Annotated in this window: 23 protein-coding genes and 2 tRNA genes; 14 read left to right on the forward strand and 11 right to left on the reverse strand. The window is 71.5% G+C overall.

Annotated elements, in window-relative coordinates; genetic code table 11:
• Window positions 1–54 precede the first annotated feature (54 nt).
• Window positions 55–1599, forward strand: a complete 1545-nt coding sequence (locus tag MK177_07785) for a hypothetical protein (GenBank protein ID MCH2427219.1) — start codon at window positions 55–57, stop codon at window positions 1597–1599.
• 5 nt (window positions 1600–1604) lie between these two features.
• On the opposite strand, the gene MK177_07790 is transcribed toward MK177_07785, so the two are convergent.
• Window positions 1605–2480 carry a glutaminyl-peptide cyclotransferase gene (locus MK177_07790; GenBank protein MCH2427220.1) on the reverse strand — a complete coding sequence of 292 codons (876 nt, stop codon included), beginning with the start codon at window positions 2478–2480 and terminating at the stop codon, window positions 1605–1607.
• 42 nt (window positions 2481–2522) lie between these two features.
• On the opposite strand from MK177_07790, the gene MK177_07795 reads away from it, so the two are divergent.
• Together MK177_07795 and MK177_07800 are read left to right on the forward strand one after the other, a co-directional pair.
• Entirely contained in the window at window positions 2523–3404 is an 882-nt protein-coding gene (locus tag MK177_07795; GenBank protein MCH2427221.1) for an alpha/beta hydrolase, read from the forward strand.
• A gap of 52 nt (window positions 3405–3456) precedes the next feature.
• Entirely contained in the window at window positions 3457–4806 is a 1350-nt protein-coding gene (locus tag MK177_07800) for an MBL fold metallo-hydrolase (protein MCH2427222.1), read from the forward strand.
• Window positions 4807–4836: 30 nt separating this feature from the next.
• Here MK177_07800 and menC read toward each other — a convergent pair whose 3' ends face one another.
• The 5 genes from menC to MK177_07825 are packed head-to-tail and all read right to left on the reverse strand — an operon-like array spanning window position 4837 to window position 10497.
• The gene (gene menC, locus MK177_07805; GenBank protein ID MCH2427223.1) at window positions 4837–5829 is read right to left on the reverse strand and encodes an o-succinylbenzoate synthase; all 993 of its coding nucleotides are present in this window, start codon (window positions 5827–5829) and stop codon (window positions 4837–4839) included.
• A gap of 28 nt (window positions 5830–5857) precedes the next feature.
• The gene (gene menH, locus MK177_07810; protein ID MCH2427224.1) at window positions 5858–6688 is read right to left on the reverse strand and encodes a 2-succinyl-6-hydroxy-2,4-cyclohexadiene-1-carboxylate synthase; all 831 of its coding nucleotides are present in this window, start codon (window positions 6686–6688) and stop codon (window positions 5858–5860) included.
• A gap of 1 nt (window position 6689) precedes the next feature.
• Window positions 6690–8432 (reverse strand): 2-succinyl-5-enolpyruvyl-6-hydroxy-3-cyclohexene-1-carboxylic-acid synthase, encoded by a 1743-nt coding sequence (menD, locus tag MK177_07815; protein MCH2427225.1) that lies wholly within the window; start codon window positions 8430–8432, stop codon window positions 6690–6692.
• A complete protein-coding gene (locus MK177_07820) occupies window positions 8429–9745 on the reverse strand; it encodes an isochorismate synthase (protein MCH2427226.1) in 1317 nt (438 codons plus the stop codon). Before MK177_07820 ends, menD begins: the two co-directional genes overlap by 4 nt.
• Entirely contained in the window at window positions 9736–10497 is a 762-nt protein-coding gene (locus tag MK177_07825; GenBank protein MCH2427227.1) for a MerR family transcriptional regulator, read from the reverse strand. Before MK177_07825 ends, MK177_07820 begins: the two co-directional genes overlap by 10 nt.
• 163 nt (window positions 10498–10660) lie before the next feature.
• On the opposite strand from MK177_07825, the gene MK177_07830 reads away from it, so the two are divergent.
• The 3 genes from MK177_07830 to MK177_07840 are packed head-to-tail and all read left to right on the forward strand — an operon-like array spanning window position 10661 to window position 12507.
• Window positions 10661–11164: a glycine/betaine/sarcosine/D-proline family reductase selenoprotein B gene (locus MK177_07830; protein ID MCH2427228.1), complete on the forward strand. Its 504-nt coding sequence runs from the start codon at window positions 10661–10663 to the stop codon at window positions 11162–11164.
• 18 nt (window positions 11165–11182) lie between these two features.
• Complete coding sequence (locus tag MK177_07835) at window positions 11183–11557, forward strand: hypothetical protein (protein MCH2427229.1); 375 nt, start codon at window positions 11183–11185, stop codon at window positions 11555–11557.
• An 8-nt stretch (window positions 11558–11565) separates the two neighbouring features.
• Window positions 11566–12507, forward strand: a complete 942-nt coding sequence (locus MK177_07840) for an alpha/beta hydrolase (protein MCH2427230.1) — start codon at window positions 11566–11568, stop codon at window positions 12505–12507.
• Window positions 12508–12552: 45 nt separating this feature from the next.
• Here MK177_07840 and MK177_07845 read toward each other — a convergent pair whose 3' ends face one another.
• Window positions 12553–13770, reverse strand: a complete 1218-nt coding sequence (locus tag MK177_07845; protein MCH2427231.1) for a CoA transferase — start codon at window positions 13768–13770, stop codon at window positions 12553–12555.
• Window positions 13771–13891: 121 nt separating this feature from the next.
• Between MK177_07845 and MK177_07850 the strand changes: the two genes are divergently transcribed.
• From MK177_07850 to MK177_07860, 3 genes are all read left to right on the forward strand, one after another.
• Window positions 13892–14434 carry a hypothetical protein gene (locus tag MK177_07850; GenBank protein ID MCH2427232.1) on the forward strand — a complete coding sequence of 181 codons (543 nt, stop codon included), beginning with the start codon at window positions 13892–13894 and terminating at the stop codon, window positions 14432–14434.
• A 26-nt stretch (window positions 14435–14460) separates the two neighbouring features.
• On the forward strand, window positions 14461–15672 hold the full coding sequence (locus MK177_07855) for an acyl-CoA dehydrogenase family protein (GenBank protein ID MCH2427233.1): 1212 nt from the start codon (window positions 14461–14463) through the stop codon (window positions 15670–15672).
• A gap of 73 nt (window positions 15673–15745) precedes the next feature.
• Complete coding sequence (locus MK177_07860; GenBank protein MCH2427234.1) at window positions 15746–16897, forward strand: acetyl-CoA C-acetyltransferase; 1152 nt, start codon at window positions 15746–15748, stop codon at window positions 16895–16897.
• Between the two features lie 62 nt (window positions 16898–16959).
• Here the strand turns inward: MK177_07860 and MK177_07865 are convergent, their stop codons facing one another.
• The 3 genes from MK177_07865 to MK177_07875 are packed head-to-tail and all read right to left on the reverse strand — an operon-like array spanning window position 16960 to window position 19846.
• Window positions 16960–17946 carry an enoyl-CoA hydratase/isomerase family protein gene (locus MK177_07865; protein MCH2427235.1) on the reverse strand — a complete coding sequence of 329 codons (987 nt, stop codon included), beginning with the start codon at window positions 17944–17946 and terminating at the stop codon, window positions 16960–16962.
• Window positions 17947–17977: 31 nt separating this feature from the next.
• Window positions 17978–19492, reverse strand: coding sequence for an acyl--CoA ligase (locus MK177_07870; protein ID MCH2427236.1), 1515 nt, complete (start codon window positions 19490–19492; stop codon window positions 17978–17980).
• Window positions 19493–19540: 48 nt separating this feature from the next.
• On the reverse strand, window positions 19541–19846 hold the full coding sequence (locus MK177_07875) for a hypothetical protein (protein MCH2427237.1): 306 nt from the start codon (window positions 19844–19846) through the stop codon (window positions 19541–19543).
• 165 nt (window positions 19847–20011) lie between these two features.
• On the opposite strand from MK177_07875, the gene MK177_07880 reads away from it, so the two are divergent.
• The 5 genes from MK177_07880 to MK177_07900 all read left to right on the forward strand — a co-directional run bounded on the left by MK177_07880 (window position 20012) and on the right by MK177_07900 (window position 23741).
• Window positions 20012–21244 carry a CoA transferase gene (locus MK177_07880; GenBank protein ID MCH2427238.1) on the forward strand — a complete coding sequence of 411 codons (1233 nt, stop codon included), beginning with the start codon at window positions 20012–20014 and terminating at the stop codon, window positions 21242–21244.
• A 39-nt stretch (window positions 21245–21283) separates the two neighbouring features.
• Window positions 21284–21949 (forward strand): TetR/AcrR family transcriptional regulator, encoded by a 666-nt coding sequence (locus MK177_07885; protein MCH2427239.1) that lies wholly within the window; start codon window positions 21284–21286, stop codon window positions 21947–21949.
• Between the two features lie 130 nt (window positions 21950–22079).
• Window positions 22080–23420, forward strand: a complete 1341-nt coding sequence (locus MK177_07890; GenBank protein ID MCH2427240.1) for a glutamate--tRNA ligase — start codon at window positions 22080–22082, stop codon at window positions 23418–23420.
• A gap of 87 nt (window positions 23421–23507) precedes the next feature.
• Window positions 23508–23579: transfer RNA gene (locus tag MK177_07895), tRNA-Gln, on the forward strand.
• A gap of 86 nt (window positions 23580–23665) precedes the next feature.
• Window positions 23666–23741: transfer RNA gene (locus tag MK177_07900), tRNA-Glu, on the forward strand.
• 101 nt (window positions 23742–23842) lie between these two features.
• Here the strand turns inward: MK177_07900 and MK177_07905 are convergent.
• A partial coding sequence (locus MK177_07905; protein MCH2427241.1) for a histidine phosphatase family protein occupies window positions 23843–24449 on the reverse strand: 607 nt, incomplete at its 5' end.

The raw sequence follows: 24449 nt of genomic DNA on the forward strand, positions 1-24449 counted from the left end.
TGGAGGGGCGGCACCGCTCATCCGGGGTGCCGGGGCGGACCGGAGGGTAACCAGATGAAACAGCGGCGCGGCGCGACCTCCACCACTGCGTTCGGCGTCGGTCGACGTGAGAACCACGACGCCTCGGCCTTCTACGCCCGGTTTACAACCCCCGCTCTGTCCGACGACGACACGGTCGTCCGTGCCCCCGACCTGGGCGACGGTTGCCTGAACGGCGACGCCAGGGACATGCACCAGCTGCCGGACTCGTCGGTGGCCCTCGTCGTCACCTCGCCGCCCTACTTCGTGGGCAAGGACTACGAGCTGGAGATGGAACGCGACGGCGTGCCCACGTCTTACCTCGAGTACCTCGAGATGCTCCGCGACGTGTTCGCCGAGTGCGTGCGGGTCATGGAGCCCGGAGGGCGGATCGCCGTCAACGTGGCGAACCTGGGCCGCAAGCCGTACCGCAGCCTGTCGGCCGACGTCATCGGGATCCTCCAGGACGAACTGGGCCTGCTGCTGCGGGGGGAGGTGGTCTGGCAGAAGGCCGAAGGCGCCACCGGATCGGTGGCCTGGGGGTCCTTCCGGCGGGCCGCCAACCCGGTGCTGCGGGACATGACCGAGAGGGTGGTTATCGCCAGCAAGGGTCGCTTCGACCGGGCTCGCACGACGGCACAGCGCCAGGGCGACGGCCTGCCGTCGGAGAGCACCATCACCACCGACGAGTTCATGGAGGCCACCCTCGACGTGTGGCGCATAGACGCCGAACAGGCCTCCCGGGTGGGCCACCCGGCTCCCTTCCCCGTGGAGCTCCCCCGAAGGCTGATCGACCTCTACACCTATCGCGACGACCTGGTGCTGGACCCGTTCCTGGGTTCCGGCAGCACGCTTGTGGCCGCCCTCAGGGCCGGCCGCAGGGGAGTCGGGTACGACCTGGACCCCGGCTACGTGACGCTTGCCAAGCAGCGCCTCGACGACGAACGTCGACGGCTGGACGAGGTCCGCCCGGAGGCGTGGCGACGCCGCGACCTGGTCGGCACCACGATCACCCAGGGCGGCCTGTTCGACTCGGTGGACGGTCCCACCGGCGAAGGGCAGCGGGCCACCGACCACGTCCTGGACCGGGCCACGGCGGCCGGCAAGAAGGTGGCCGACATAGCCAAGGCCCTGCTTCTGGAAGCCGGCTTCGAAGTCGTGAGGTCGGGCGTGGCCCGTCGCGACCTGGGCCTGCAGTTCCCGTTCCTCGTAACCGACTCGGCCATTGGCCGCCAGTGGTACGTCGACGTTGCCGGGGCGTTCACGAACGCCCGCCCCGGCATGCGTCGGATCGACGTGCTGTGGCGCACCATCGGCAGGGCACACGTGCTGGCCAACGGCCACGCCGGCGACGACCTGCGGGACCGGCCGCGGCTCCTCATCCTCACCCCGCGCCTGCCGAGGAAGGGCGCCGAGGGAGACCGGGCGCTGAGGGCCGCCGGCGGCCACGGCTTCTTCGACGCCCTGGAGCTGTTCGACGCCGACGCGCTGGTTCGGCTCCGCCACTACGCCGAGACGTCACCGGACAGACCGTTGGCCGGGTTCTGGTCCGTCGACGAGGTCGAGGCCCGGTTCGCCTGATCCGATCAGCCGGACGGGTCAGGCTCGAAGAACACCTCGTACAGCACCGGCCACCGCTTGCCGGTGAGCAGGAACCGGCCTGAGTCGGGATCGTGGGCGATGCCGTTCAGCACGTCGTCGTCCCCGAAGCCGGAACGGTCGGCGACCATCCCGGAGGCGTCCACCACGGCGGTGACGCTGCCGGTGGCCGGGTCTATGGCCACGATCCTGTCGGTCTGCCAGACGTTGGCCCACACCGTTCCGTCGACGCACTCCAGCTCGTTGAGGCGGTCCACCGGCTCGCCGGCGAGGGCGACCTCGACCCGGCCGACACGGTGGAAATCGTCGGGATCCCGCAGCGACAGCGTCGCCGAGCCGTCGGACATGGCGAGGGTGTCGGCGTCCAGGCGGCACAGCCCCCAGCCCTGTCCGCCGTAGGCGAGGGTGCCCACGGCGTCGAACGTGTCGAGGTCCCAGACGACCGCCCGCCCGGCCTTCCAGGTGAGCTGGACGGCCCGGCCGTCGCCCAACGCGGTGAAGCCCTCCCCGAACCAGGAGTCGTCCAGCGATGCGGATCGCAGGACCCGACCGGTCGACCGGTCGACCTCGCGGATGCCGGACGCCGTGAACCGGCCGGTGGTCTCGTACAGGGAGCCGTCGACCAGCTCCAGGCCCTGGGTGAAGGCATCGGGATCGTGAGGGTGGGTGGCCACGACCCGGGGGACCAGCCGACGGACCGCCGTCGGTACGGGATCTGGTCCGTTTCCCCCGCAGGCGCCCAGCAGCAGTCCGAGGATGAGCGCCGGCCACGCCAGGTGGCCTCCTCGTCGAAGTGCCTTCTGCATGGTCGTCGGCTGCTCGTCTCGTCGCCGGGTCGGGTGGGCGGCGAGACTGCCGCACATGGCCACCCCAGCCCGTTCCGGCGATCGTAGGACGTGTACCCGGTGACAGGCTCGCCCGTCGCCGGCCGGGTGGACCGGGTCGGCCTCGGCACCACCTACCTGGACTGGGGCGGTGCAGGTCCGCCGCTCGTGCTCCTGCACCCGAACGGCTTCTGTGCGGGCCTCTACGACCCGTTGGCGCGGGGACTGGTCGACCGCTGCAGGGTGGTCGGCATCGACATGCGGGGACACGGCGCCAGTGACGACGTGGTGGATTCCGGCCTCTTAGGCAACGACGCCATTGCCCTGGACGTGCTGGCTGTCGCCGACCACCTTGGCTTCGACCGTTTCGCCCTACTCGGCGTGTCGTTCGGTGGAGCGGTGGGCATAGAGGTTGCCGTCGCAGCACCGGAGCGGGTTGCCGCCCTGGTGCTGTGCGAGGCCATCGCCATCGAGGCCCAGGCCCGTGAGCGGCAGCACTTCGGCACCGACGGAGCCGACCATCCGCTGGCGATCGGTGCCCGTCGTCGGCGCGACGTCTGGGACGACCGGGAGGCCGTGCTGGCCTCGTACGGAACGCGGCCTCCCATGGACTCCCTGGATCCCGACGCCCTGGCCGGCTACGTGCGCTGGGGGTTCCGCGACCGGGAGGACGGACGGGTCGAGCTGGCGTGCCGGCCGGAGACCGAGGCGCTCGTCTTCGGCTCGGAGCGCTGCCACGGTCCGGTCGAGGCGTTCGAGGCGCTGCAGCGGGTGACCAGCCCGGCGGCCGTGATGGCCGGCACGCACACCGACCTCGACCCGTCCTGGTTCGTCGGACAGGCTGACGTCCTGGGCGTCGGGCTCCAGCTGGTGGACGGTGGCCACTTCTGCCTGTTCGAGGACACCGATCGGGCGGTCGGGCTGGTGGACGACAACCTGCGGTCGCTCGGATACCTGACATGACCGGTACCCGACACGCCAATGCAAGAGACATCCCTGGAAGGGGGCCAGCACGATGAGCAGGCCATCCATGCACCCGGTCGACGTCGCCAACCGGGTCATCGACTCGGGACGGCCTGAGGCTCCGCACAACCGGGTCACCCACCAGCTCTCGGTGATAGACGACGACGTGGCCGTGGTGGAGTCGTTCTCCCACTGCTGGATCATCCGGACCGGTGAGGGCCTGGTCTGCTTCGACGCCGGCGGGGTGAGGCACGGGACCGACGTGGTGGCGGCCCTCCGGTCGTGGAGCGACCAGCCCATCCACAGCCTCGTCTACACCCACGGGCACCTCGACCACGTCGGGGGCAGCGGCGCCTTTCTGGCCGATGCGGCCGACCGGGGCCATGGGCGTCCGAGGTTCCTGGCGCATGAGGCGCTGCCGGCCCGCTTCGAGCGGTACCGGACCACCAACGACTGGAACCTGATCATCAACCGCCGCCAGTTCGGTGGGATACGCAACCGGCAGGACCTCGGCATCGCGGGGAATGGCCCGAGGTTCCTCCCCGACGACGTGGCGGACCCCGACGAGGTGTTCCGGGACCGGATGTCGTTCGAGGTCGGTGGGCGGACCATCCAACTCCGGCATGCCCGGGGCGAGACCGACGACCACGCCTGGGGGTGGGACGCCGAGCGGCTGACCGCATACACCGGAGACTTCACGACATGGGTGTTTCCCAACGCCGGCAACCCCCAGAAGGTGCAGCGGTACCCGATCGAGTGGGCGGCCGCCATGCGCGAGATGCTGGACCTGGGGGTGGAGCGCGTGTATCCGGCCCACGGCCTGCCGATCGTCGGCCGCCGGCGGGTCGAGCTGGTGCTGGGCGACATCGCCGAGGCCCTCGAGCACCTGGCCGGCCGGACTCTCGAACTCATGAACGAGGGTGCGACCATCGACACGATCATCCACGAGGTGCGCGTTCCCGAGCACCTGATGGAGCGTCCGTGGCTGGCACCCCAGTACGACGAGCCGGAGTTCGTGGTGCGCAACGTGTACAGGCAGTTCGGCGGTTGGTGGGACGGCAACGCGGCGAACCTGAAGCCGGCCAGGGAATCGGCGCTGGCTGCCGAGGTGGTGGCCCTCGCCGGCTCGGTGGAGGCCCTGACCGACCGGGCGAGGGAGCTGGCCGAGGCGGGTGACCTGCGCCTCGCCTGCCACCTGGTGGAGATGGCGGTGGCCGCCGAGCCCACCCACGAGGGCGCTCAGAGGGCCCGCGCCGAGGTCTACTGGCAGCGGCGTGCCGCCGAGCGGTCCCTCATGTCGAAGGGGATTTACGCCGCGGCTGCACGTGAGTCCGAGGCGGCGCTGGGCGAGGACGTCTCGGGTGACGACCTGGGACAGTCGATCAGGGGATCGCTGGGCTAGTCGAGGCTGGTCCAGGGGCTTTCCGGGCGGCTAGTCCAGCCGGATCTCCCCGTTGACCGGCAGGCAGGGCGAGGCGATGTCGACGGCGAGCAGGCCGGCGGTGGCCAGACCGGGCGCGGGATCGGTGGCGCCGATGGCCGACGCGAGGTGGGCGGCGGCACGGATGCCGACCGAGCCCTCCAGCAGGGACGTGATCACCACGTCCAGTCCGGCGCTGCGGACCAGGGCTGCCGCCCTGGCTGCCTCCGACGGCCCTCCGATGGCCGACGGCTTGAGGACCACCAGGTCGGCGGCCCCCATCTCCACGGCTCGCCTGACGTCCTCGACGGTTCGGGCCGACTCGTCTACGGCGATCGGTACCGGTGAGGCGAAGCGGACATCGGCCAGGTGCTCCAGCCCCGCGACCGGCTCCTCCACGAACTCGGGGTCGAATGCGGCCAGGCGGTCCAGGTGCCGGACCGCCTCGCCCGCCTCCCAGGCCCCGTTGGCGTCCAGCCTCAGCGTGATGTCCGGTCCGATCCGGGAGCGCACCGCCGACACCCGCTCGACATCGCCGTCGATCCCGTGGGTTCCGACCTTGACCTTGACCGTGGCGTGGCCCGCGGCCACCGCTGCGGCCACGGAGGCGGCGAGGTCCTCGACCGTGGCTCCGGTGACGAGTGCGGCGACGGACAGGCGGTCGGGGCTCGCCGGGGCGAGCAGGCGGTGGACGGTCGTTCCGGCGATCCGGGCCGCCAGGTCCAGCAGTGCGGAGTCCACGGCGGCCCTGGCGGTAACCGACGCCACGGGCCTGTCGTCGACGGCACCATCCTCGACCCAGCCACGGATGGCGGCCTCGGCCTCGTCCACGGTGTCCGGGGTGAAGCCGGCCAGGGGAGCCGCCTCGCCGACGCCCACGTAGCCGTCCTCGTCGACCAGGGTCAGCAGGACGGTCCAGCGGTCGGCGACGGAACCGTGGGCGGTGGTTATCGGGGAGTGGTAGCGCAGCAGCCGGCGTTCCACCCGGGCCTCGGCGATCCTCACCGGGTCGACGCCCTACTCCGGGTGGCCCTCACCGGCCGGACCTCCGCTCCTCGTCCAGCTGGGCCAGGAACCCGAGGATCTCGGTCGAGGTCCGGTCCAGGTTCTCGAGGTGTGCAGCGTGTCCGGCTCCGGGCACGACGGAGATGGTCGAGAGCGGGAGGCCCGCCGCCATCCGCATGGCTATGGCCCGGAACCTGGGATCCTCGTCGCCGACCACTAGCAGGGTCGGGACGTCGATTCCAGCCAGGTCGTGCCAGTAGGACGGCTGGCTGCCCGCTCCGGCACCCCGCAGGCTGCCGGCCAGCCCCTCGGGGTCGTTTTCCAGGCGCTGGGCCCGGGCCGCGGCCAGGGCGTCCGTACCGAGGCGCACCTGGGAGGCGAACAGGGGGCTGGCCATCCAGCGGTCGATGAACCACTCGAGGCCCTGCTCCAGGAGGTCGTCGGCCAGGTCGTCGTCGGAATGGTGTCGGGCCGAACGCTCGGCAGCGTCGGACAGGCCGGCCGAGGCGCCTATCAGCGACAACGACGCCACGTGGTGAGGGTGCCGGACGGCCAGGCCCAGGGCGATACGGCCACCCATGGAGTAGCCGACCACGTCCACCGGCACGTGGTCGAGTCGGTCCATCAGGCGGGCCACGGCGTCCACGGTGTGCTCGAAGCCGAAGAGGTGCGGATCCTCGGGGACACCGGTACGCCCGTGGCCGGGCAGGTCCACGGCGGCGACACGACGTACCCCGGTGAGCCTGCGCCCCAGCGGCCACATCCCGGTCGTGCTACCGGTGAAGCCGTGGAGCAGCAGCAGTGGGGGGCCGTCGCCGTCCATCTCGACGTGCAGCTCGGTGGTTCGGTGGGGAGACACGTCAGCCCCCGTCGTCGGAGAGGGCACGGGAGAGGGCACGATCGACGGCCGCGGCCGCTTCCCGGTGGAGGCCCACGTTGGTCGTCGCATCGACCACGATGTGCACCAGGTGGAGGCCCGGGTTGCCGACCACCGATCCCAGGACGGACTCCAGGTCGGCCAGGCCGGTGGGTTCGTGGAGCCGGCCGCCGGCGAGGGCCGCCACGGGGCCGAGGTCCAGCCCGTGCGGGGTGTGGAACAGCCGGTGGTGGTCGACGTGGCCGTTCTCGGCGATGGGGAGGAAGGAGAAGATGCCGCCGCCGTCGTTGTCCACGAGCACGACGGTCAGGTCCAGCCCGAGGCGTCGGATGGCCAGGAGGCCGCCGAGGTCGTGGAGAAGGGCGAGGTCACCCGTGAACAGGACGGTCGGTTCCACGGATCCGGCGGCCACGCCCAGTGCGGTGGACGCCATCCCGTCGATTCCGTTGGCCCCGCGGTTGGCGAGGATCCGGAGGGGCCGTTCGTCAGTGGGGAGGAACGCGTCGAGGTCCCGGATCGGCATCGAGCTGGCCACCACGAGGTTGGCTCCGGCGGGCAGGGTCCGGTGCAGGGCGGCCACGACAGCCGGCTCGTCGAACGGGCCGTCGGTGGCGATGGCGGCCACGGTCGACATGGCCACCGAGTCGGCCCCCGTCCATGTTGACGTCCAGGGTCCGGTCTGCTGCACCTCGGGTAGGTGTTCCACGAGCAGGGCAGCCAGCCGGCCCGGTTCGGCGGCCACCCGGTCGGTGACACGATGGGCGGGGTCCGGGAACCGACCCAGGTGGTCGACGGCGACGAGGCGGTCGGTGCCCACCCGGTCCAGCCAGAGCCGGTATCCCTTGCTGGTGGGCATGGCGCCCATCTGGACCACCAGGTCCGGACGGTGGTCGTTGGCCCAGGTCGAGCGCAGCAGGTGGTCGCCGGAGGCCAGCACCGGGGCGTCGGCGGTCTGCGGCCCGCGGCGGAGGCCCGATGCCGGATCGGCGAGGACCGGCCAGCCGGTGCGACGGGACAGCTCGGCCACGGCGGCGACCCCCCGGTCGTCCGGATCCATCGGCCCGGCTACCAGCAGGCCCCGTTCGGTTCCGAGGAGGCCGGGAAGCGGTCCCGGTTCGACCGCTGCGTGGTCCGGCGGCATGGGTAGAAGGCCGACCGGTGGCGGGTCCTGGACCGGAGGCTCGAGCGGCTCCCGGAATCCGATGTTGACGTGTACCGGGCCTGGCGCCGGCCGGGTGGCACGGACCACCGCCTGGTGGGCCAGCGAGGCGGCCTCGCCCGCCGGCCGGGTTCCGGCCACCGCCTCGGTCGTCGCCCAACGGGTGTGGGTGCCGTAGAGGTCCACCTGGTCGATGGCCTGGGGGGCGCCGATGCCCTGCAGTTCCGGGGGGCGGTCGGTTGTCAGGACTAGGAGCGGCACGCCCGAGTGGAAGGCCTCGACCACGGCGGGCAGGTAGTTGGCCGCAGCGGTCCCGGAGGTGCACAACAGGGCTACCGGCCGCCTCGATGCCCGGGCCAGGCCGAGGGCGAAGAAGCCACCGGACCGCTCGTCGAGGTGCATGGACAGCTCGAGGCCTTCGGTACGGTCGGCCGCCACGGTCATGGGCGTGGACCGCGACCCCGGCGACACGGCCACGTGCCCGATCCCGCAGGCCACCATCTGGGCGAGGAAGGCCCGGCACCAGGCCTGCATGGCCGCCGGGTCGGCGACGGGCAGCGCGCTCACCGGGGTTCCGAGGTGGCGACTACGGGGCCCAGCAGCGCCCCGAGTTTCACGTCGGTCTCCAGCAGCTCACGGGACGGGTCGGAGCCACGGACGACGCCAGCCCCAGCGTAGAGGGTGGTGTCTACGCCGGTGACCAGGGCCGATCGCAGGGCCACCCTGAACTCGCCGTCACCGGAGGAGTCCAGCCAGCCGACCGGACTCGCGAACCAGCCTCGGTCCATGCCCTCGTGGGTGGACCGGAGTTCGGCGGATCGGCCACCGGGGTGGCCGGCGACGGCCGGCGTCGGGTGCAGGGCGCCCACCACGTCGAACAGGCCGATCCCGGCTGGAAGCTCGGCGTCGATCGGGGTGTGGAGGTGCTGTATGCCGTGGAGGCGCAGCAGGGTCGGCTCGGAGGGATGGCGATCGACCACGCCGAGCAGTTCGAGCGCCCGGTCTACGGCGTCTACGACCACGGCGTGCTCGGAGCGTTCCTTGGGGCTGGTCAGGAGGCCCTGTCCGAGGGCGGCGTCGATGGCGGGATCGGCGTGCCGGGGGGCCGACCCGGCCAGTGCCGCGGTGTGCAGCCAATCGCCGTGGACGGCCGCGAGGCGTTCCGGTGTGGCGGCCACGAACGAGGCCTGGCCGATCGACACGCCGATGGTGGCACATGCCGGGTAGGTGCTCCGAAGCGTTGACAGGAGGCGGACCACGTCCGGGCGACGGTCGACGCGGATCGATCGGCACGGCACCGCCTTGACCAACTCGCCGGCCTCGATCGCCGCCAGCGCCAGGACGACGAGCTTCCGGTAGTGGGAGCGGGAGGCCTCGTCGGCCCAGTCGGCCGGGTCCACCTCGACGGGTACCGCCGGACCGGGCGCTGCCACCACGGGAGTGGGCCGGTCGTGGTCGTCGATGCGCGTCACCCAGGTGCGGTCGCCACGCCTCAGGACCTGGACGGCGGGAAGGGACAGGCGGCCGTCGCCGAACTGCTCCCAGGGTCCGGCCTGTGCCGAGTCGTCGAAGGCGAAGCCGGCGGCCAGTCGGGGGAGTGGTGAGTCGGACGGTCCGGCGACCCGGAGCCCGTCCAGGAGCCGGCCGGCCGCCCGTGCCGCCTCGTCGAAGCGGTGCGGGCCGGAGGTCATGACGGTGGCGGCGCTTCCCAGGCCGACCCATGCGACGTCGTCCTCCGGTACCTCCCAGTACCACCGCTCGTCGGTGAGTGGTGCCGTGGCCAGCCATGCCAGCGGGTCGGACGCCGGGCCGGTGCGGACTTCGGTGACGGTCGCCGACATCAGGTCGGTCGACTCGGGACGTGCCTCGCTCAGGGCCATCGGCAGATCACCTCGAGGCGGTCGGCGTGGGCGGCAGCCAGGGCGTCTGCCAGCGAGCGTCGGTCGCCGTCGGTCACCCGGCCCAGTGCCCGGTTGACCAGCGTCCGGTTGAAGTGCTGTGCGACGAGGCGGGTCACGGCGGGGAGCAGGGATCGGACCACCTCGACCAGGGCATCGTCGGAGCCGTCGGTGCCGGCCTTCACGTGGTCCTCGAACAGGGCGATGGCCCGGTCCACCACCTGGTCCACGTTGGCGCTGTGGTCGGCGGCCAGGGCCACCAACTCGTCGAGGGGTACGCCCGCCGCGCTGATGGCCAGGCCGGCCCGAACCATGGACACCGCCCCCTCGTCGAACAGCGGCGCGCCGTCCTGGCTGACCGGCTCCAGGATCCCGTTGTCGCAGAGGAGGGAGACGAGGCTCTCGGGCACGCCGGCCAGGTCGGCCACCTCGTACCGGGTGAGGCTGCGGGCCCGGGCCGCCTCGGCCAGGCGGCCCAGGTCGTCGCTCCGCGACGTGGCGTCCAGGGTGGCGATCTGGGCCAGGGAGAAGCCCTCGTCGGCCAGCTGCCGTATCTCGATCAGACGGTCCAGGTGGGCGGTGGAGTAGAGGGCCCGACGCCCGTGCCGTACCGGGGGGTCCAGGAGGCCGAGGCGTTGGTAGTAGCGGATGGTGTCGACGCCCAGTCCGCTGGTCGCCGCCACCCGGTCGACGGTGAGCAGGTCCCCCTCGGAGGAGTCGAACGCAACGGCCACCGGCTGATTGTACGAGCAATAACTCTCAGTGTCCACACTCTGACTGTCGGCCTGACCGTCGAAGGCCGACCGGTTCACCCACCCGCCGGATCGACCGCCGAACGACGCTCGGCTCGGCCAGCCGGACCCCCGTCGGGCACGGGAACCGTGCCACCATGGGCCCATGACCGGCAACCAGCCCGTTGACTACATCGCCCTCACCCGGGCGCAGTACGACGACCTCGGCTACCCGGCGTACCAGTGGGCCGAGCGACCCGACACGCCTCCCTGGACCCCACTGGCCGCGCCGCTGGCCGACTCCACGGTGGCCCTCATCGGCTCCGGCGGTGCCTACCGGAGCGGCCAGGTGGCGTTCCACTGGAAGGACGACACGGGCATCCGCCACATACCGACCTCGGAGCCGGCCACCGACATCCGGGTCACCCACTTCGCCTACGACCTGGAACCGGCCAGGGAGGATCCCAACATCGTCTTCCCGGTGGACCGCCTGCGCGAGCTCGTCGACGAGGGCGTCATCGGCGGGCTGGCTCCCACGGCCCTCGGCTGCATGGGGGGCATCTACTCGGTTCGGCGGGCCGTCGAGGAGCTGGCGCCCGTCATCGTCGACGAGGTACTGGCCATGCGCGATGCCGGCCAGGCCGACATGGTGCTCCTGGTGCCCGTCTGACCGGTATGCCACCAGACCGTGGGTCTGGTAGCCAGGGCGTTGGAGGCGGCCGGAGTGCCGACGATCTGCCTGACCGCAGCCCACAGCATCACGGCCTCGGTGAACCCGCCCCGTGCCGCCTTCGTGGACCTGCCGCTGGGCAACACCGCCGGCCGGCCCAACGACCCGGAGTTCCAGCGCGACCTCCTGAGACGTGCGTTCGCGGCAGCCGAGTCGATGGACGCGCCGGGCACCATCGCCGACCTGGGCGTCACCTGGGACGCCGACGGGTCGTGGAAGCGTTTCGCCACGTCCACCGGCCTGGGCAGCGGCGACGGCGACGACGACCGGCGCCAGCGCCTCGACACCCCGCAGTACCAGTACGAGTCGGACCGGCTGGCGGCAGGGGGCTGAGGAGGACCGTGCCGGTCGCCGAGGACCTGGTCGCCCTCATGGCGCTGGCCGACGCCGCCCGCCTGCCCATGGACGAGGTGACGCCCGAGTCCATGCGCGCTGGCTACTCGGCCCTGGCCGAACCGGGCGGTGTGGACATGGCAGAGCTCGTGGACCGGGTCATCCCGGGACCCGACGGCACCGACCTGCCGCTCCGGACCTACAGGCCCTCTGGTGTTGGGGAGCGTCCGCCGGTGGTCGTATACCTGCACGGTGGCGGGTGGACGATCGGCAGCGTCGACACCCATGACGAGCCCTGTCGGGCCCTGGCAGCCGGAACGGGCGCTGTCGTCGTTTCGGTCGACTACAGGCTTGCTCCAGAGCACCCGTTCCCGGCCGCCGTCCACGATGCCTATGCCGCCGTCTGCTTCGTCGCCGACAACGCCGATGACCTCGGCGTCGACGCCGACCGCCTGGTGGTGGCCGGCGACAGCGCCGGAGGGAACCTCTCGGCCGCCATCTCGCTGATGGCCCGGGACCGCTCGGGGCCGACCATCGCCCTTCAGGTCCTCGTCTATCCGGCCGTCGACTTCGACTACGACTCGGGTCGCTGGCCGTCGCTGCAGGAGAACGCCACCGGGTACTTCCTGCACCTGGAGACGATGCGGTGGTTCGCCGACTGCTACGGCGGCGCCGAGCGTCTGGCGGGTGATCCGTTGGCCGCGCCGATCCGGGCCGCCGACCACGCGGGCCTTCCCCCGGCCCACGTCTTCGTGGCCGGCTTCGATCCGCTGCGGGACGAGGGGCTGGCCTACGCCGAGGTGCTGCGCGACGCCGGGGTACCCGTCACCGTGTGCTGCCACGACGGCCAGGTCCACGGCTACTGGCACTTCGCACCAACCGTGGCGTCCAGCGGGGCTGCGCGGGGCCTCGACATGGAGGCGATCGCCGCCGCCATCGCTGGCCTCTAGGGCTGGCCCCTTCCCACCACCGAGGTCCTCGACCTCCCTCGGAGGTCAGGCCTCGTCGGCGAGCCGGACTGCTCCGGTGGAGACCAGCGCGGCGATCTCGCCGTCGGAGCGGCCCAGCCCTGCCAGGACCTCGCGGGTGTGCTGGCCGAGTTCCGGAGCTGTGGAGCGGGCCGCCCACGGCGTGCCGTGGAAGTCGACCGGGGTGGCGACCATGGTGGTCGTAGCCACGTCGTCAGGTACGTCGACGAGTGCCCCCGAGGAGTGGAACGCCGGATCGGCCAGCAGGTCGTCGGGCGTGTTGATCGGCGCCCAGAAGAAGTCGGGCTCACCTTCGAAGACCTCCGACCACTCGTCGAGGGTGCGGGTGGCGAATATTCCGTCGAGCATGGTGATCAGTTCGGCGGCGTTGGCAGCCCGGTTGCCCGGGCGGGCAAAGCGTTCGTCGGTCAGCCACTCCGGGTGGCCGACGGCCCGGGCCAGGGGCGGCCAGTGGCGCTCACCGTCCAGGCCCACGATCCAGAATCGGCGACCGCAGCCCGCCGTGTAGTTGTTCATGGCCGGGTTGCCCATCGTCGCCCGTACCCCCACGTCCAGCGTCGCCCCCCACATCAGGAGGATGTTCAGGTCGAAGCTGATGGTGTAGGCGCCCTGGCGCATCAGCGAGGTCTCGACGAGCTGCCCCCTGCCGGTGCGCTCCCTGTCGAACAGGGCGGCCGATATCGCAGCTGCCGCCGCCAGGCCCGTCGAGTGGTCGCCCATGCCGCCGCGCTGGAACGGCGGGTCGCCGCCGGGAACGGTCAGCAGCGAGGCCAGCCCGGCCCTGGCCCAGAAGGCACCGATGTCGTAGGCGGCCCGGTCGGCGTCCTCCCCGTCACGGCCGTAGCCGGTGATCTGGCCGTAGACCAGCCGGGGGAACCGCCCGGCCAGCGAGTCGTGGTCGAGGCCCAGGCGCCGGAGGGCGCCGACGCGGAGGTTGGTGATGAACACGTCGGCGTCGGCAAGCAGGTCCATGGCTACACCCAGGCCGTCGGCGGCTGTCAGGTCCACGGCGATGCTGCGCTTCGAGCGGTTGTCCATCTCGAAGACCGGGTTTGTGGGCAGGTCACCACCCAGGATGCGCTGGAACATCCGGCACGGATCCCCCGAGGGTGGCTCCAGCTTGACCACGTCGGCCCCCCAGTCGGCGAGGATCCCTCCGGCTGCCGGCCCGGCTACCCACACGCCGAGCTCCACCACCTTCACGCCGGCCATCGGTCCTGCCATCTGGTCGTCCTCCATCGGGCTCATGTCCGGGTCGCAACGGGGTCGCAACGGGGTCGCTGCGGGCGACGTTAGGCCCGTCGGTCCGTCGGGCCCGAACCCGACCTCGGGTACCGTCGGCGCGGTGATCCTGTTCGTCTGCACCGGCAACGTCTGCAGGTCGGCCATGGCCGAGGCGTTGCTACGGCACGGCCTGGACGGGCGGGGCCCGGACGTGGACGTGGTGGCCTCGGCGGGCACCGACTCGACCGGCGGTCCGGCTACCGACAAGGCCGTCGAGGTGCTGGCCGACCGGGGGGTCGACCTGGCGGGCCACCGCAGCAGCCAGCTGACCGCAGCGTCGATGGCCGACGCCGACCTGATCGTGGCCATGACCCGTCGCCACGAAGCCGCCGTGACGGCCCTCGACCAGGCTGCCCGGTCGCGCACCTTCCTGGCCGGCGAGGTGGCGCGCTTGGGCGGCCGGGTGGGACCCGTCGGCACCGATGGCATGGCCGCCTGGGTGCGGGCCCTCGACGGAGCCCGTGGCGGCCACTTCACGACCGGACGGGTGGCCGACGAAGTCCCCGATCCGTACGGCGAGCCGTTGGAGTCGTACCGGCGGTGTGCCGACCGCCTCGACGGCATATGCGCCACCCTGGCGAGGCTGCTGTCACCCCCGGCCTGAGCCGCTCCCGGTTACCGTCGGAGGCCATGGAGTTCACCCGGACCGCTGCCGAGCAGGCCTTCGCCGACGAGGTACGGACCTGGCTGGAGGAGCACCTCGTGGGCGCGAACGCGGACCTGCGCGGGCGGGGAGGCGTCGGCCAGGAGGACGTGGAGCCGGAACGCCTGCTGGCCTGGGAGCGTGAGCTGGCCGACGGAGGCTGGCTGGGCCTCGACTACCCCGAGCACCTGGGTGGTAGGGACGCCTCGCTCTCCGAACAGGTTGTCTTCCACCAGACCTACGTGGAGGCCCGGGCCCCCGGACGCATCCCCAACATCGGCCTGACGCTGCTGGGGCCCACCCTGGTCGCCTTCGGGACGCCGGAACTCCAGGAGCGGTTCGTCCCGCCGATCATCGCCGGAACCGAGCACTGGTGCCAGGGGTACTCGGAACCGAACGCAGGATCGGACCTGGCCAACGTGTCGACCAGGGCCCGTCTGGAAGGCGACCGGTGGCTGGTCACGGGCCAGAAGACGTGGACGTCGCTGGCCCAGCACGCCCAGTGGGCGTTCGTACTGTGCCGGACCGATCCGGCCGGCGAGCGCCACGCCGGCCTCTCCTACCTGCTGGTGCCGATGGACCAGCCGCGCGTCGAGGTGCGACCGATCGTGCAGATCACCGGCGGCTCGGAATTCAACGAGGTCTTCTTCGACGAGGCCGAGACCGACGCCGGGTTGGTCGTAGGAGGGGTGGGCAACGGCTGGGCGGTAGCGATGGGAACGCTCGGCTTCGAGCGTGGTGCGTCCACCCTCGGCCAGCAGACCGGCTACCGACGTGAGCTCGACGCCCTCCTGGGCCTGGCCCGGTCCAACGGGTCCATCGATGACCCGCCGCTCCGCCAGGACCTCATGCGCTCCTACAGCGAGTTGGAGATCCTCCGGTACAACCAGCTCCGGATGCTCACGGCGCTCGTCGCCGACGGCGTGCCGGGCCCCGAGATGTCGATCGGCAAGCTCTACTGGGCGTCGTGGCACCGCAGGCTGGGCGAGCTGGGCATGCGGGTCCGGGGAGCCAGCGCCATGGTTGGCGTGGATGCCACGCCGCCCCTGGAGGACCCGCTGGACCTCGGCTACCAGCTCGATCCGCTCCAGCGGACCTTCCTCTACAGCAGGGCACACACCATCTACGGCGGCTCAAACCAGGTGCAGCGCAACGTGATCGGCGAACGGGTCCTCGGCCTTCCCCGGGAGCCCCGATAGCGGTCATCGACCGGTCCGCCCCGTACCCTTTTCATCAAGATCGACCTACCGGAGATCCACCAGGAGTGATCCCATGACCGAGGCCTACATCGTCGAAGCAGTCCGCACCCCCACGGGCAGGCGGGGCGGTGGCCTGTCACAGGTGCACCCCGCCGACCTGGGGGCCCACGTGATCAACGAGGTCATCGCCCGCAACGACCTCGATCCCATGGCCGTCGAGGACGTGGTGTTCGGGTGCGTCGACACGCTCGGCCCACAGGCCGGGGACATCGCCCGCACGGCGTGGCTGGCCGCGGGCCTGCCGGAGGCGATCCCCGGTACCACCATCGACCGCCAGTGCGGCTCGGGCCAGCAGGCCGTCAGCTTCGCCGCCATGGGCATCATGTCCGGCCTGCAGGACCTGGTTGTGGCTGGCGGCGTGCAGAACATGAGCATGATCCCCATCGGCCTCGCCCTCGAGGCGGCCAAGCCGTTCGGACACGAGGACCCGTTCTCCGGGTCGACCGGATGGGTCGGGCGCTACGGCACCCAGGAGGTGTCGCAGTTCCGTGGTGCCGAGTTGATAGCCGAGAAGTGGGACATCAGCCGCGACGAGATGGAGGACTTCGCCTTCACGAGCCACGAGCGGGCCATCACGGCCATAGACGAGGGGCGCTTCGACCTGGAGGTCTCCCCGTTGGCCGGCGTCGAGGTGGACGAGGGCCCCCGTCGGGGCGGCAGCATCGACAAGATGGCGCAACTGCCACCCCTGGTGGAAGGGGGCCGTATCACGGCGGCCCTGGCCAGCCAGGTAAGCGACGGGGCAGCGGCCATCCTGGTTGCCTCGGAGAAGGCGATCGACGAACACGGGCTCACCCCGCGGGCCCGGATCCACCACATCAGCGTGCGTGGGGACGACCCGATCTACATGCTGACCGGCCCCATCGCAGCCACCACGTACGCGCTCGAGAAGACCGGGATGTCGATCGACGACATCGACCTCTTCGAGTGCAACGAGGCCTTCGCCCCGGTGCCGATGGCATGGATGGCCGAACACGGCGTGCCCCACGAGAAGGTCAACGTGAACGGCGGGGCGATCGCCCTGGGCCACCCGCTGGGGTGCAGCGGAGCAAAGCTCATGACCACGCTGCTCCACGAGTTGGAGCGCACCGGCGGTCGCTACGGGCTGCAGACGATGTGCGAGGGCGGCGGCCAGGCCAACGTGACGATCCTCGAGCGCCTCTGACCGGTTGGCCGCCCGGCTGCCCAGCGCCGGTGGTCGCCTCGCCCGGTCGACCGTCGGGCCGCTCAGCCCACGATCGCGTCGACCAGCCCCCAGGCCAGTGCCGTGGGTGCGTCGACCGTCATGCCGGCCAGGCACATCCGGGCCGTCCTCTGGCGACCGATCCGCCGCGGCACGCTGACCGTGCCGCCGGCACCGGGGATGAGCCCCATGGAAACCTCGGGGAGGGAGAACGTCGCCGATTCGGTGGCCTCCAGGCGTCCGGCAAACGCCGCCAGCTCGGCCCCGGCTCCGACAGCTGGACCGTGGACCCGAACGGTCAGCCGGTCGGCCAGCCGGTCCAACCAGGGTGCGGCGTTGGCCGACGACCGGATCATGTGCGCCGTGGCGGGATTTGCGACCGTGCCGAACTCGGCCGGATCGCCACCGCAGCAGAACACCGACCCAATGCCGGTCAGCAGGACCGGACGACGGTCTCCGGGAGCGGTGAGCGGCCGGAGGCCCTCCACGAGGGCGTCGCGCATGGCCGCGGAGAAGGCGTTGCGGAGCCTGGGGCGGTTCAACATCAGCGTCACGGCGTCGCCGTCGGCGTCCACGAGGACCGGTGGTTCCGGCTCATCGAGCCTGACCCTCCGCCCCCGTCCCTCCAGCCAGCGGGCGAACTCGTCGCCGGCCTGCAGCGTGCCGTAGGCCGTCGACTCCAGCAGCAGCCCGGCGGGCGTGTCGAGGCCCTCGCCGTGGCGCAGGACCTGGCAGCAGGCCAGAGCGGCCTGTGGTGTGGCAGCCACGACGTCGGCGATAGCGGCGGCATCGAGGGGATCGGCGGCCAGCACGTCGAAGGCGGGGGCGGTTCCCGGGGCGGCCAACCCGATGGAGATGACAGGCAGGCGGTCCAGCGAGGAGGCGGCCTCCGGTGGCAGTAGGTGGGCGTCGTCGACGATCAGCAGCGGCACGTCGCGCAGCGTGCCGATGTCGAGGTCGACGACCGGCGTGGTGAGGCGAGTGGACGCCTCGTCCACGGACAGCACCCGGTGCGGAATTCCGCTGGCCACCCGCCCAGTCTGGCCCGTGGCGCTGCCGCCGTCAGGCAGTGGAACGGTCGCCGAGATGGGCGAGTTCGGTCCGCAGGACCCGCCTCAGCAGCTTTCCGGTGTCGTTATAGGGGAGAGCGGCTACGAACTCGACGTGGTCCGGGGTGCGGTTGGAGCGCAGCCGGTCGCGGACGGCGTCCCGGAGTTCGTCGGCGGTGGCCGACCCCCCGGGGCGCAGCACCACCGCTGCGACGATCCGTTCGCCCCACTGCCTGTCGGGTAGACCGATGGCGGCGGCGTCTGCGACGGCCTCATGGCCCACCAGGACCTCCTCGATCTCACCCGGTGAGATGTTCTGGCCGCCCTTCACAATGACGTCGTCGATCCGACCTGTGACGTGGAGGAAGCCGTCGGCGTCCATCCACCCGCCGTCGTGGGTGGGGAACCAGCCGTCGTCGGTCAGGCGCGGCGGCGAGTCCCGGTACTCGCCGGAGACCTGCTCTCCCCGGACCCAGATCTCGCCGGACTCACCGACCGGCACCTCGTCGCCGAGGTCGTCGCGGATCGTGACCTCCATGGTTGGGAGTGGTCGCCCCACCGATCCGAGGCGTGACCGGACCGTGGGATCCTCGCTGGCCACGGCCTCCCGATGGTCGTCCGGCCCCAGGAGCGCCACCGTCGAGCTGGTCTCGGTCAGCCCGTAGGCGTTCACGAAGGCGGTGGTCGGCAGCAGCTCCAGGGCCCGCCGGATGGTCGGCAGCGGCATCCTGCCGCCACCGTAGGAGAGCGATCGCAGGGTCGGCAGCCCGGGACCGTCGGGTCCCTCGGCGTCCAGGAGCCCGACGATGCGCGTCAACATGGTCGGGACCACCATGGCGCCGGTCACCGACTCGGCACGGACGAGGGCGACCCAGTCGGCGGCGTCGAAGCTGGGGAGCTGCACGACCCGCCGGCCCGCGTAGACATTGGAGAGGATGGCCGCGATTCCAGCCACGTGGTACGGCGGCACGCTCACCAGCGCGGCGTCGTCCTCGGACGCCCCCATGAACTCCACCGATCCCAGCACGTACGACACGAGGTGCCGGTGGCGCAGCACAGCGGCCTTGGGCTGGCCGGTGGTCCCGCTGGTGAATAGCACGATGGCAGTGCCCTCGCCGGTCATGTCCCAGTCCGGGTCGGGCGCCTCCGCTCCGTCCACGAGGTCCAGCAGCCGGTGGCGCCCGATGACGTCGATCCCGTCGAGGCCGGACAGGCGGTCGGGAGCATCGGGGTCCACGACGACCACCGTTGGGGAGATCCTCGTGGCGAGCACCGCCAACTCCTCGTCGGTCATCCGGTAGTTGAGGGGCACGAAGGGCAGGTCGGCCCAGGCCGCCCCGAACAGCGAGATGGGAAGGGCGGTCGACGACAGGTCGGCCATGGCCACGTGCGTGCTGCCACCGGCCCGGAACCGTTCGGAGGCCGCACCGGCCCTGTCGAAGAGGTCCCGGTAGGTGAGGCCTCCGTCAGCCGGGCCGATGGCGACCCGGTCGCCGAATCCCTCGGCCGCCATCTCCAGCAGCATCATCAGGTTCACGTCGATGCCCGCCGTCGTCGTGGGGCCATTGGCCGACGATCAGTCGGAGGCGGGGAGGGGCTTGGCGTCCTTGAGGTCCAGGAGCATGTCACCGACTCCCAGGGAGCCATCCCCCGGCCTTGTGCACAGCACCTCGACCGTCTCGTCCGCATCCACGTAGCGCTTGCCCATCAGGGTGCCGCCCGACGCCCCTTCCGCGGGTACGCCGTCGCCTGCATCGGTTCCCGCCGGAACCACGGGTGCACCGCCACACCGGAGGTCGACCTCGCCGGCGCCCTTCACCACGATCACCTGGGTGCTGCAGACGGTGCTGGTGAACCGGCTTCCGGGCTTCAGGGCTGGCATCTGGTTGGTCTCCTGGTGGGGCGGTCCGACCCTCCCATGATCCCCCATGGCCCGTCACCGGGGCTACTCGGAGGTGGGTCACGAAGGCGGGGCCGGGACCCCTCTGGACTGGTCTGGAGGCCTCCGCCGGACGGATGGGCATCCGGTTGCTACCGTCCAGCGGGCATGGCCGGTGGCTCCGACCCAGCTCGTCTGCTGGACGATCTCATCGCCGACCGTTCGGTCGGCGCCGCCGACGCGTCGTCGGCCTGGGCCGCCTCGGGGGCGATGGCCCTCACCGGACCGGCCGACGGCCCGCCCCGTCCCGCCCCGGTCGCCCTCGTCGACGCCATGCGGCGACTCGCGGAGCGGTACGAGGCTCTGGGTGGCGATCCGACCGACGGCCCGGCGCTGCTGGGGGAGCGGGCGGCGCTGGCGGGCATGGGCCGACGCGGCGCGACCTCGGTTGGGGGCCACGCACACCTGGTGGCTGCCGGGGACGGACCGGTATGTCTGAACCTGGCCCGGTCCGACGACCTGGCTGCGCTTCCGGCGCTGCTCGGCGAGGCCGTGGATTCCACGGACTGGCCGACCGTCGAACGGATCATCGGGAATCGCCCGTCGGAGGAACTGGCCGAGCGCGCCGACCTGCTGGGCGTGCCCCTGGGGGTGCCCGGAACCGGTCCCGGACTACCGGCGGCCGTCGCCGCCGGTGGGTCTCCCTCCCGTCGGTACGAACGACCCCTGGTGGTCGAGCTGGGGTCGCTGTGGGCTGCTCCACTCTGCGGCGACCTGCTGCGTAGGGCGGGCTGCCGGGTGGTGAAGGTCGAGAGCCGGACCCGGCCCGATGGCGCCAGGCGTGGCCCCGCTGCCTTCTTCGACCTGCTGAACGGTGGCAAGGAGTCGGTCGCCGTCGACATGGCAACCACCGATGGTCGTGACGCCGCCCGCCGCCTCGTCTCGGCGGCCGATGTGGTGGTGGAGGCCAGCCGCCCCCGGGTGATGCGCCAGTGGGGAGTCGACGTCGACGCCCTGGTCGGGGCGGGCACCGTGTGGACGTCGATCACCGGCTACGGACGCACGGGACCCCGGTCGTCGGGCGTGGCGTTCGGCGATGACGCGGCGGTATCGGGGGGCCTGCTACTGGAGGACCCGCCGGGGTTCGTGGCCGACGCGGTGGCGGATCCTGCAACGGGACTGTTGGCCGCCGTCCTGACCCTTGCAGCCCTGGGGAGCGGTCGGGGTCACCTAATCGACGTGTCGTTGGCCGGTACGGCCGGGTGGCTGCTGGGCGACGGCCGGATGGTCGACGCCGCGGCCGGCGTGGAGGCGGCCCCACCCAGGACCCGGCACGCCGATGCGCCTGCCGCAGGGCTGGGTGCCGACACCGCCTCGGTGTTGGCCGGACTCGGTACCTGACACGGCATCAGATACGTGGGGCGCACTACGGTTGGCGCCGTGGCCGACGAGACCGACACCGTGGCGTCCACCGACCGATCCTCGGCTGATCGTGACCTCCGGGCATCGGATGGCCGCATTCCGGGGCGACGGGGACTCGCCACCCGACAGAAGTTGTTGGACGCCACCCTCATCGTGCTGGACAGCGTCGCCTACCGCGACCTCAAGGTCGTGGACATCGCACGTCAGGCGGGAACCTCGCCGGCCACCTTCTACCAGTACTTCCCCGACGTCGAGTCGGCGATGCTGGCCCTTGCCGGGGACCTCTCCGAAGCCTGGCACGCCGACCTCCGCAAGCTGGTCACGAACCGGGACTGGGACACCGATCCGGACGGTGCGGCCCACACCGTGGCCGACGGGATGCTGGAGTTCTGGACCCGCCACAAGCCCGTCCTGCGGGTGCTGGACCTCAGGTCGATGGAGGGCGACCTCCGCTTCCGCGAGATCCGGACCTACCTGCTGGCCGGCGCCACGGCGGCCCTCATGGACCTGGCAGCCGAGCGGGAGATTCCCGGCGATCCGATGGCCTCGGCCGGCGTGGTCGTGGGAATGCTCGCCCACGTCGCCAACCACCAGCACGGCCTGGAGCGGTGGGGTGTCTCCCACGAACTCCTGGTCGACACGGTCGCCGGGATCATCCGGCGGACGATCGTCGGCCTGGCCTGATCGGTCGGCACCGGTCCCCGTGGGTGTGGCCTGACCGGCCGAACCCACTTCCCCTGGTGTGGACTGAATGGCCGGCGCCGGTCCCCGTGGGTCGGATCGCCCCGGTGGGCCCGCCGGTAACCTCGGCCGGGTGACCTCCCGAGTTCGCTTCGCTCCGTCGCCCACCGGGTTCCTGCACGTCGGCAGCGCCCGGACGGCACTGTTCAACTGGCTGCACGCCCGTTCGGTCGGTGGCACCTTCGTGCTGCGGATCGAGGACACCGACGCCGAGAGGAACCGCAGCGACCTCACCGACAGCCTGCTGGCCGAGTTGGAGTGGCTGGGGCTGGACTGGGACGAGGGTCCGTACTTCCAGTCGGAGCGACGCGACCGCCACCGCGAGGTCGTCGAGGACCTGCTGGGGCGTGGGCTGGCCTACCTGTGCGACGCCGAGAACAGCGAGGTGCCGGGGTCGGTCCTGGCCGACGGCCTGGCCGTGCGCTTCCGGATGCCGGAGGGCGGGACCATGGCCTTCGAGGACATCGTGCGCGGCGAGGTGTCCTTCGCCACCGACGACCTCGAGGACTTCGTCATCTGGCGCTCCAACGGGTCGCCGATGTTCCTGCTGGCCAACGCGGTGGACGACGCCGACATGGGCATCACCCACGCCATCAGGGGCGAGGACCTGCTCTCCGGGGTGCCGAAGGTGCTCCTCCTGCTGGACGCCATGGGGGTACCCAGGCCCACGTACGCCCACCTTCCGCTGCTTGTCAACGAGCAGCGCAAGAAGCTCTCCAAGCGCCGCGACGACGTGTCGATAGGCGACTACCGGGAGCGCGGCTACCTGCCCGAGGCGATGGTCAACTACATGGCCCTGCTCGGCTGGGGGCCGCCGGACGACGTCGAGATCCGACCCCTGGACGAGATCGTGGACCTGTTCAGGATCCAGGACGTCAACAAGGCGGCGGCCTTCTTCGACCTCAAGAAGTTGGAGCACGTGAACGCCACCCACCTCCGGGCTCTGGACAGGGCCGACTTCATCGACCGGGTGGCACCCTGGGTGGGCGACGACGCCCCGTGGCCGTCTGAGCGGTTCGACGCCGGGCTGTTCTCGGTGATGGTCGACCTGGTCCAGGAGAAGCTCCGGACCCTCGGCGACATCACGAAGTTCGTGGATTTCCTGTTCCTCGAGGACCCGGTGGACGATCCGGAGTCCTGGGAGAAGGCCATGGTGAAGGCGCCACTGGCCGCCGAGATGCTGGACGGGGCCGCTGCCGTCCTGGCCGGCTGCGCCTGGGACACCGCCTCGCTGCTGGCCGCTGTCGGCGAGGTCGGGGAGTCCCTGGGCCTGAAGCTGGGGAAGGCCCAGGCCCCCGTGCGGGTGGCGGTGACCGGCCGGACGGTAGGCCCGCCGCTGTTCGAGACGATGGCCGAGTGCATGGACCGCGACGAGGTCCTGCGCCGTATCGCCCGGGCCAGGGCCCGCCTCTGACGCCGTTGCCGGTGCCCTGTGGCATCGCCCACGGGTCGGCGCCGACGACTGCCGCCGTTACGCTGTCCGGGCCCTCAGGGCCCACCTTCGGGGGTGGTGTAATTGGCAACACAGCTGGTTCTGGTCCAGTCGTTGGGGGTTCGAGTCCTCCCCCCCGAGCAAGAGGCGGTGTCCACCACCGTCGCTACAATGACCGCCGCTCAGGTGCTTCCGATCCCCGGATCGCCGGTGCCCGAGCGGTTCAGGCCCCGTTCGTCTAGAGGCCTAGGACGCCAGGTTCTCAACCTGGTAGCACGGGTTCGAATCCCGTACGGGGTACCACGCGGGCCGGTCCGATACAGGGCCGGCTCCGGTGCTTTTCGGGCCGGACCCTGCCGGCTGGGGTTCTTCGGGGACCTGTCGCCGGCCTGCCGGCCACGCGCTCAGTCCAGGTGCCGCAGGTGGCCGGTCTCGTTGACCGAGCGCACCGTGCGGATGCCGGTCGACGAGGCCGTCACCCGCATTATTCCGCAGTAGTCGGTCATGACCGCGAACGGGTCGTCGTGGCCGAGGAGGGCCTGCAGGTAGACGCCGGTCACCGTGGCGTGGCAGAACACGGCGACAGTTCCGCCCCGGTTGCGTTCCACGATCGAGTCGAAGGCGGAGCGGACACGGTCCCGGAAGGCCTCGTAGCCGTCGGAGAACATGGACATCGGGTCGTCAAGGAATGCCCGTAAGACCTCGTGGTCGGCGTCCATCTCCTCGGCGGGCGTGTACGAGGAACGCAGGTGGTCGGACTCCTTCAGGTCGTCGATCGTCTCCGGTGTGATGGCCAGGAGGTCGGCCAGCGGCCGGCCGGTCTGGACCGCCCTGAGCATCGTGCTCGTGACCACGTGGGACACGCCCTCGGTGGCCAGCAGGTCGGCGGTGGCCGCTGCCTGCAGGATGCCCAGGGCGGCCAGCGGCGGGTCGGCGGGTCCGTCGTCACGGGGGCCCTGGGCCTCCGGCCGGGCATGTCGGACGATTATCAGCTCCACGGGTCGGGAACCC

The organism is Acidimicrobiales bacterium, from assembly GCA_022452145.1.
In the GTDB taxonomy this organism is placed as follows: domain Bacteria; phylum Actinomycetota; class Acidimicrobiia; order Acidimicrobiales; family MedAcidi-G1; genus UBA9410.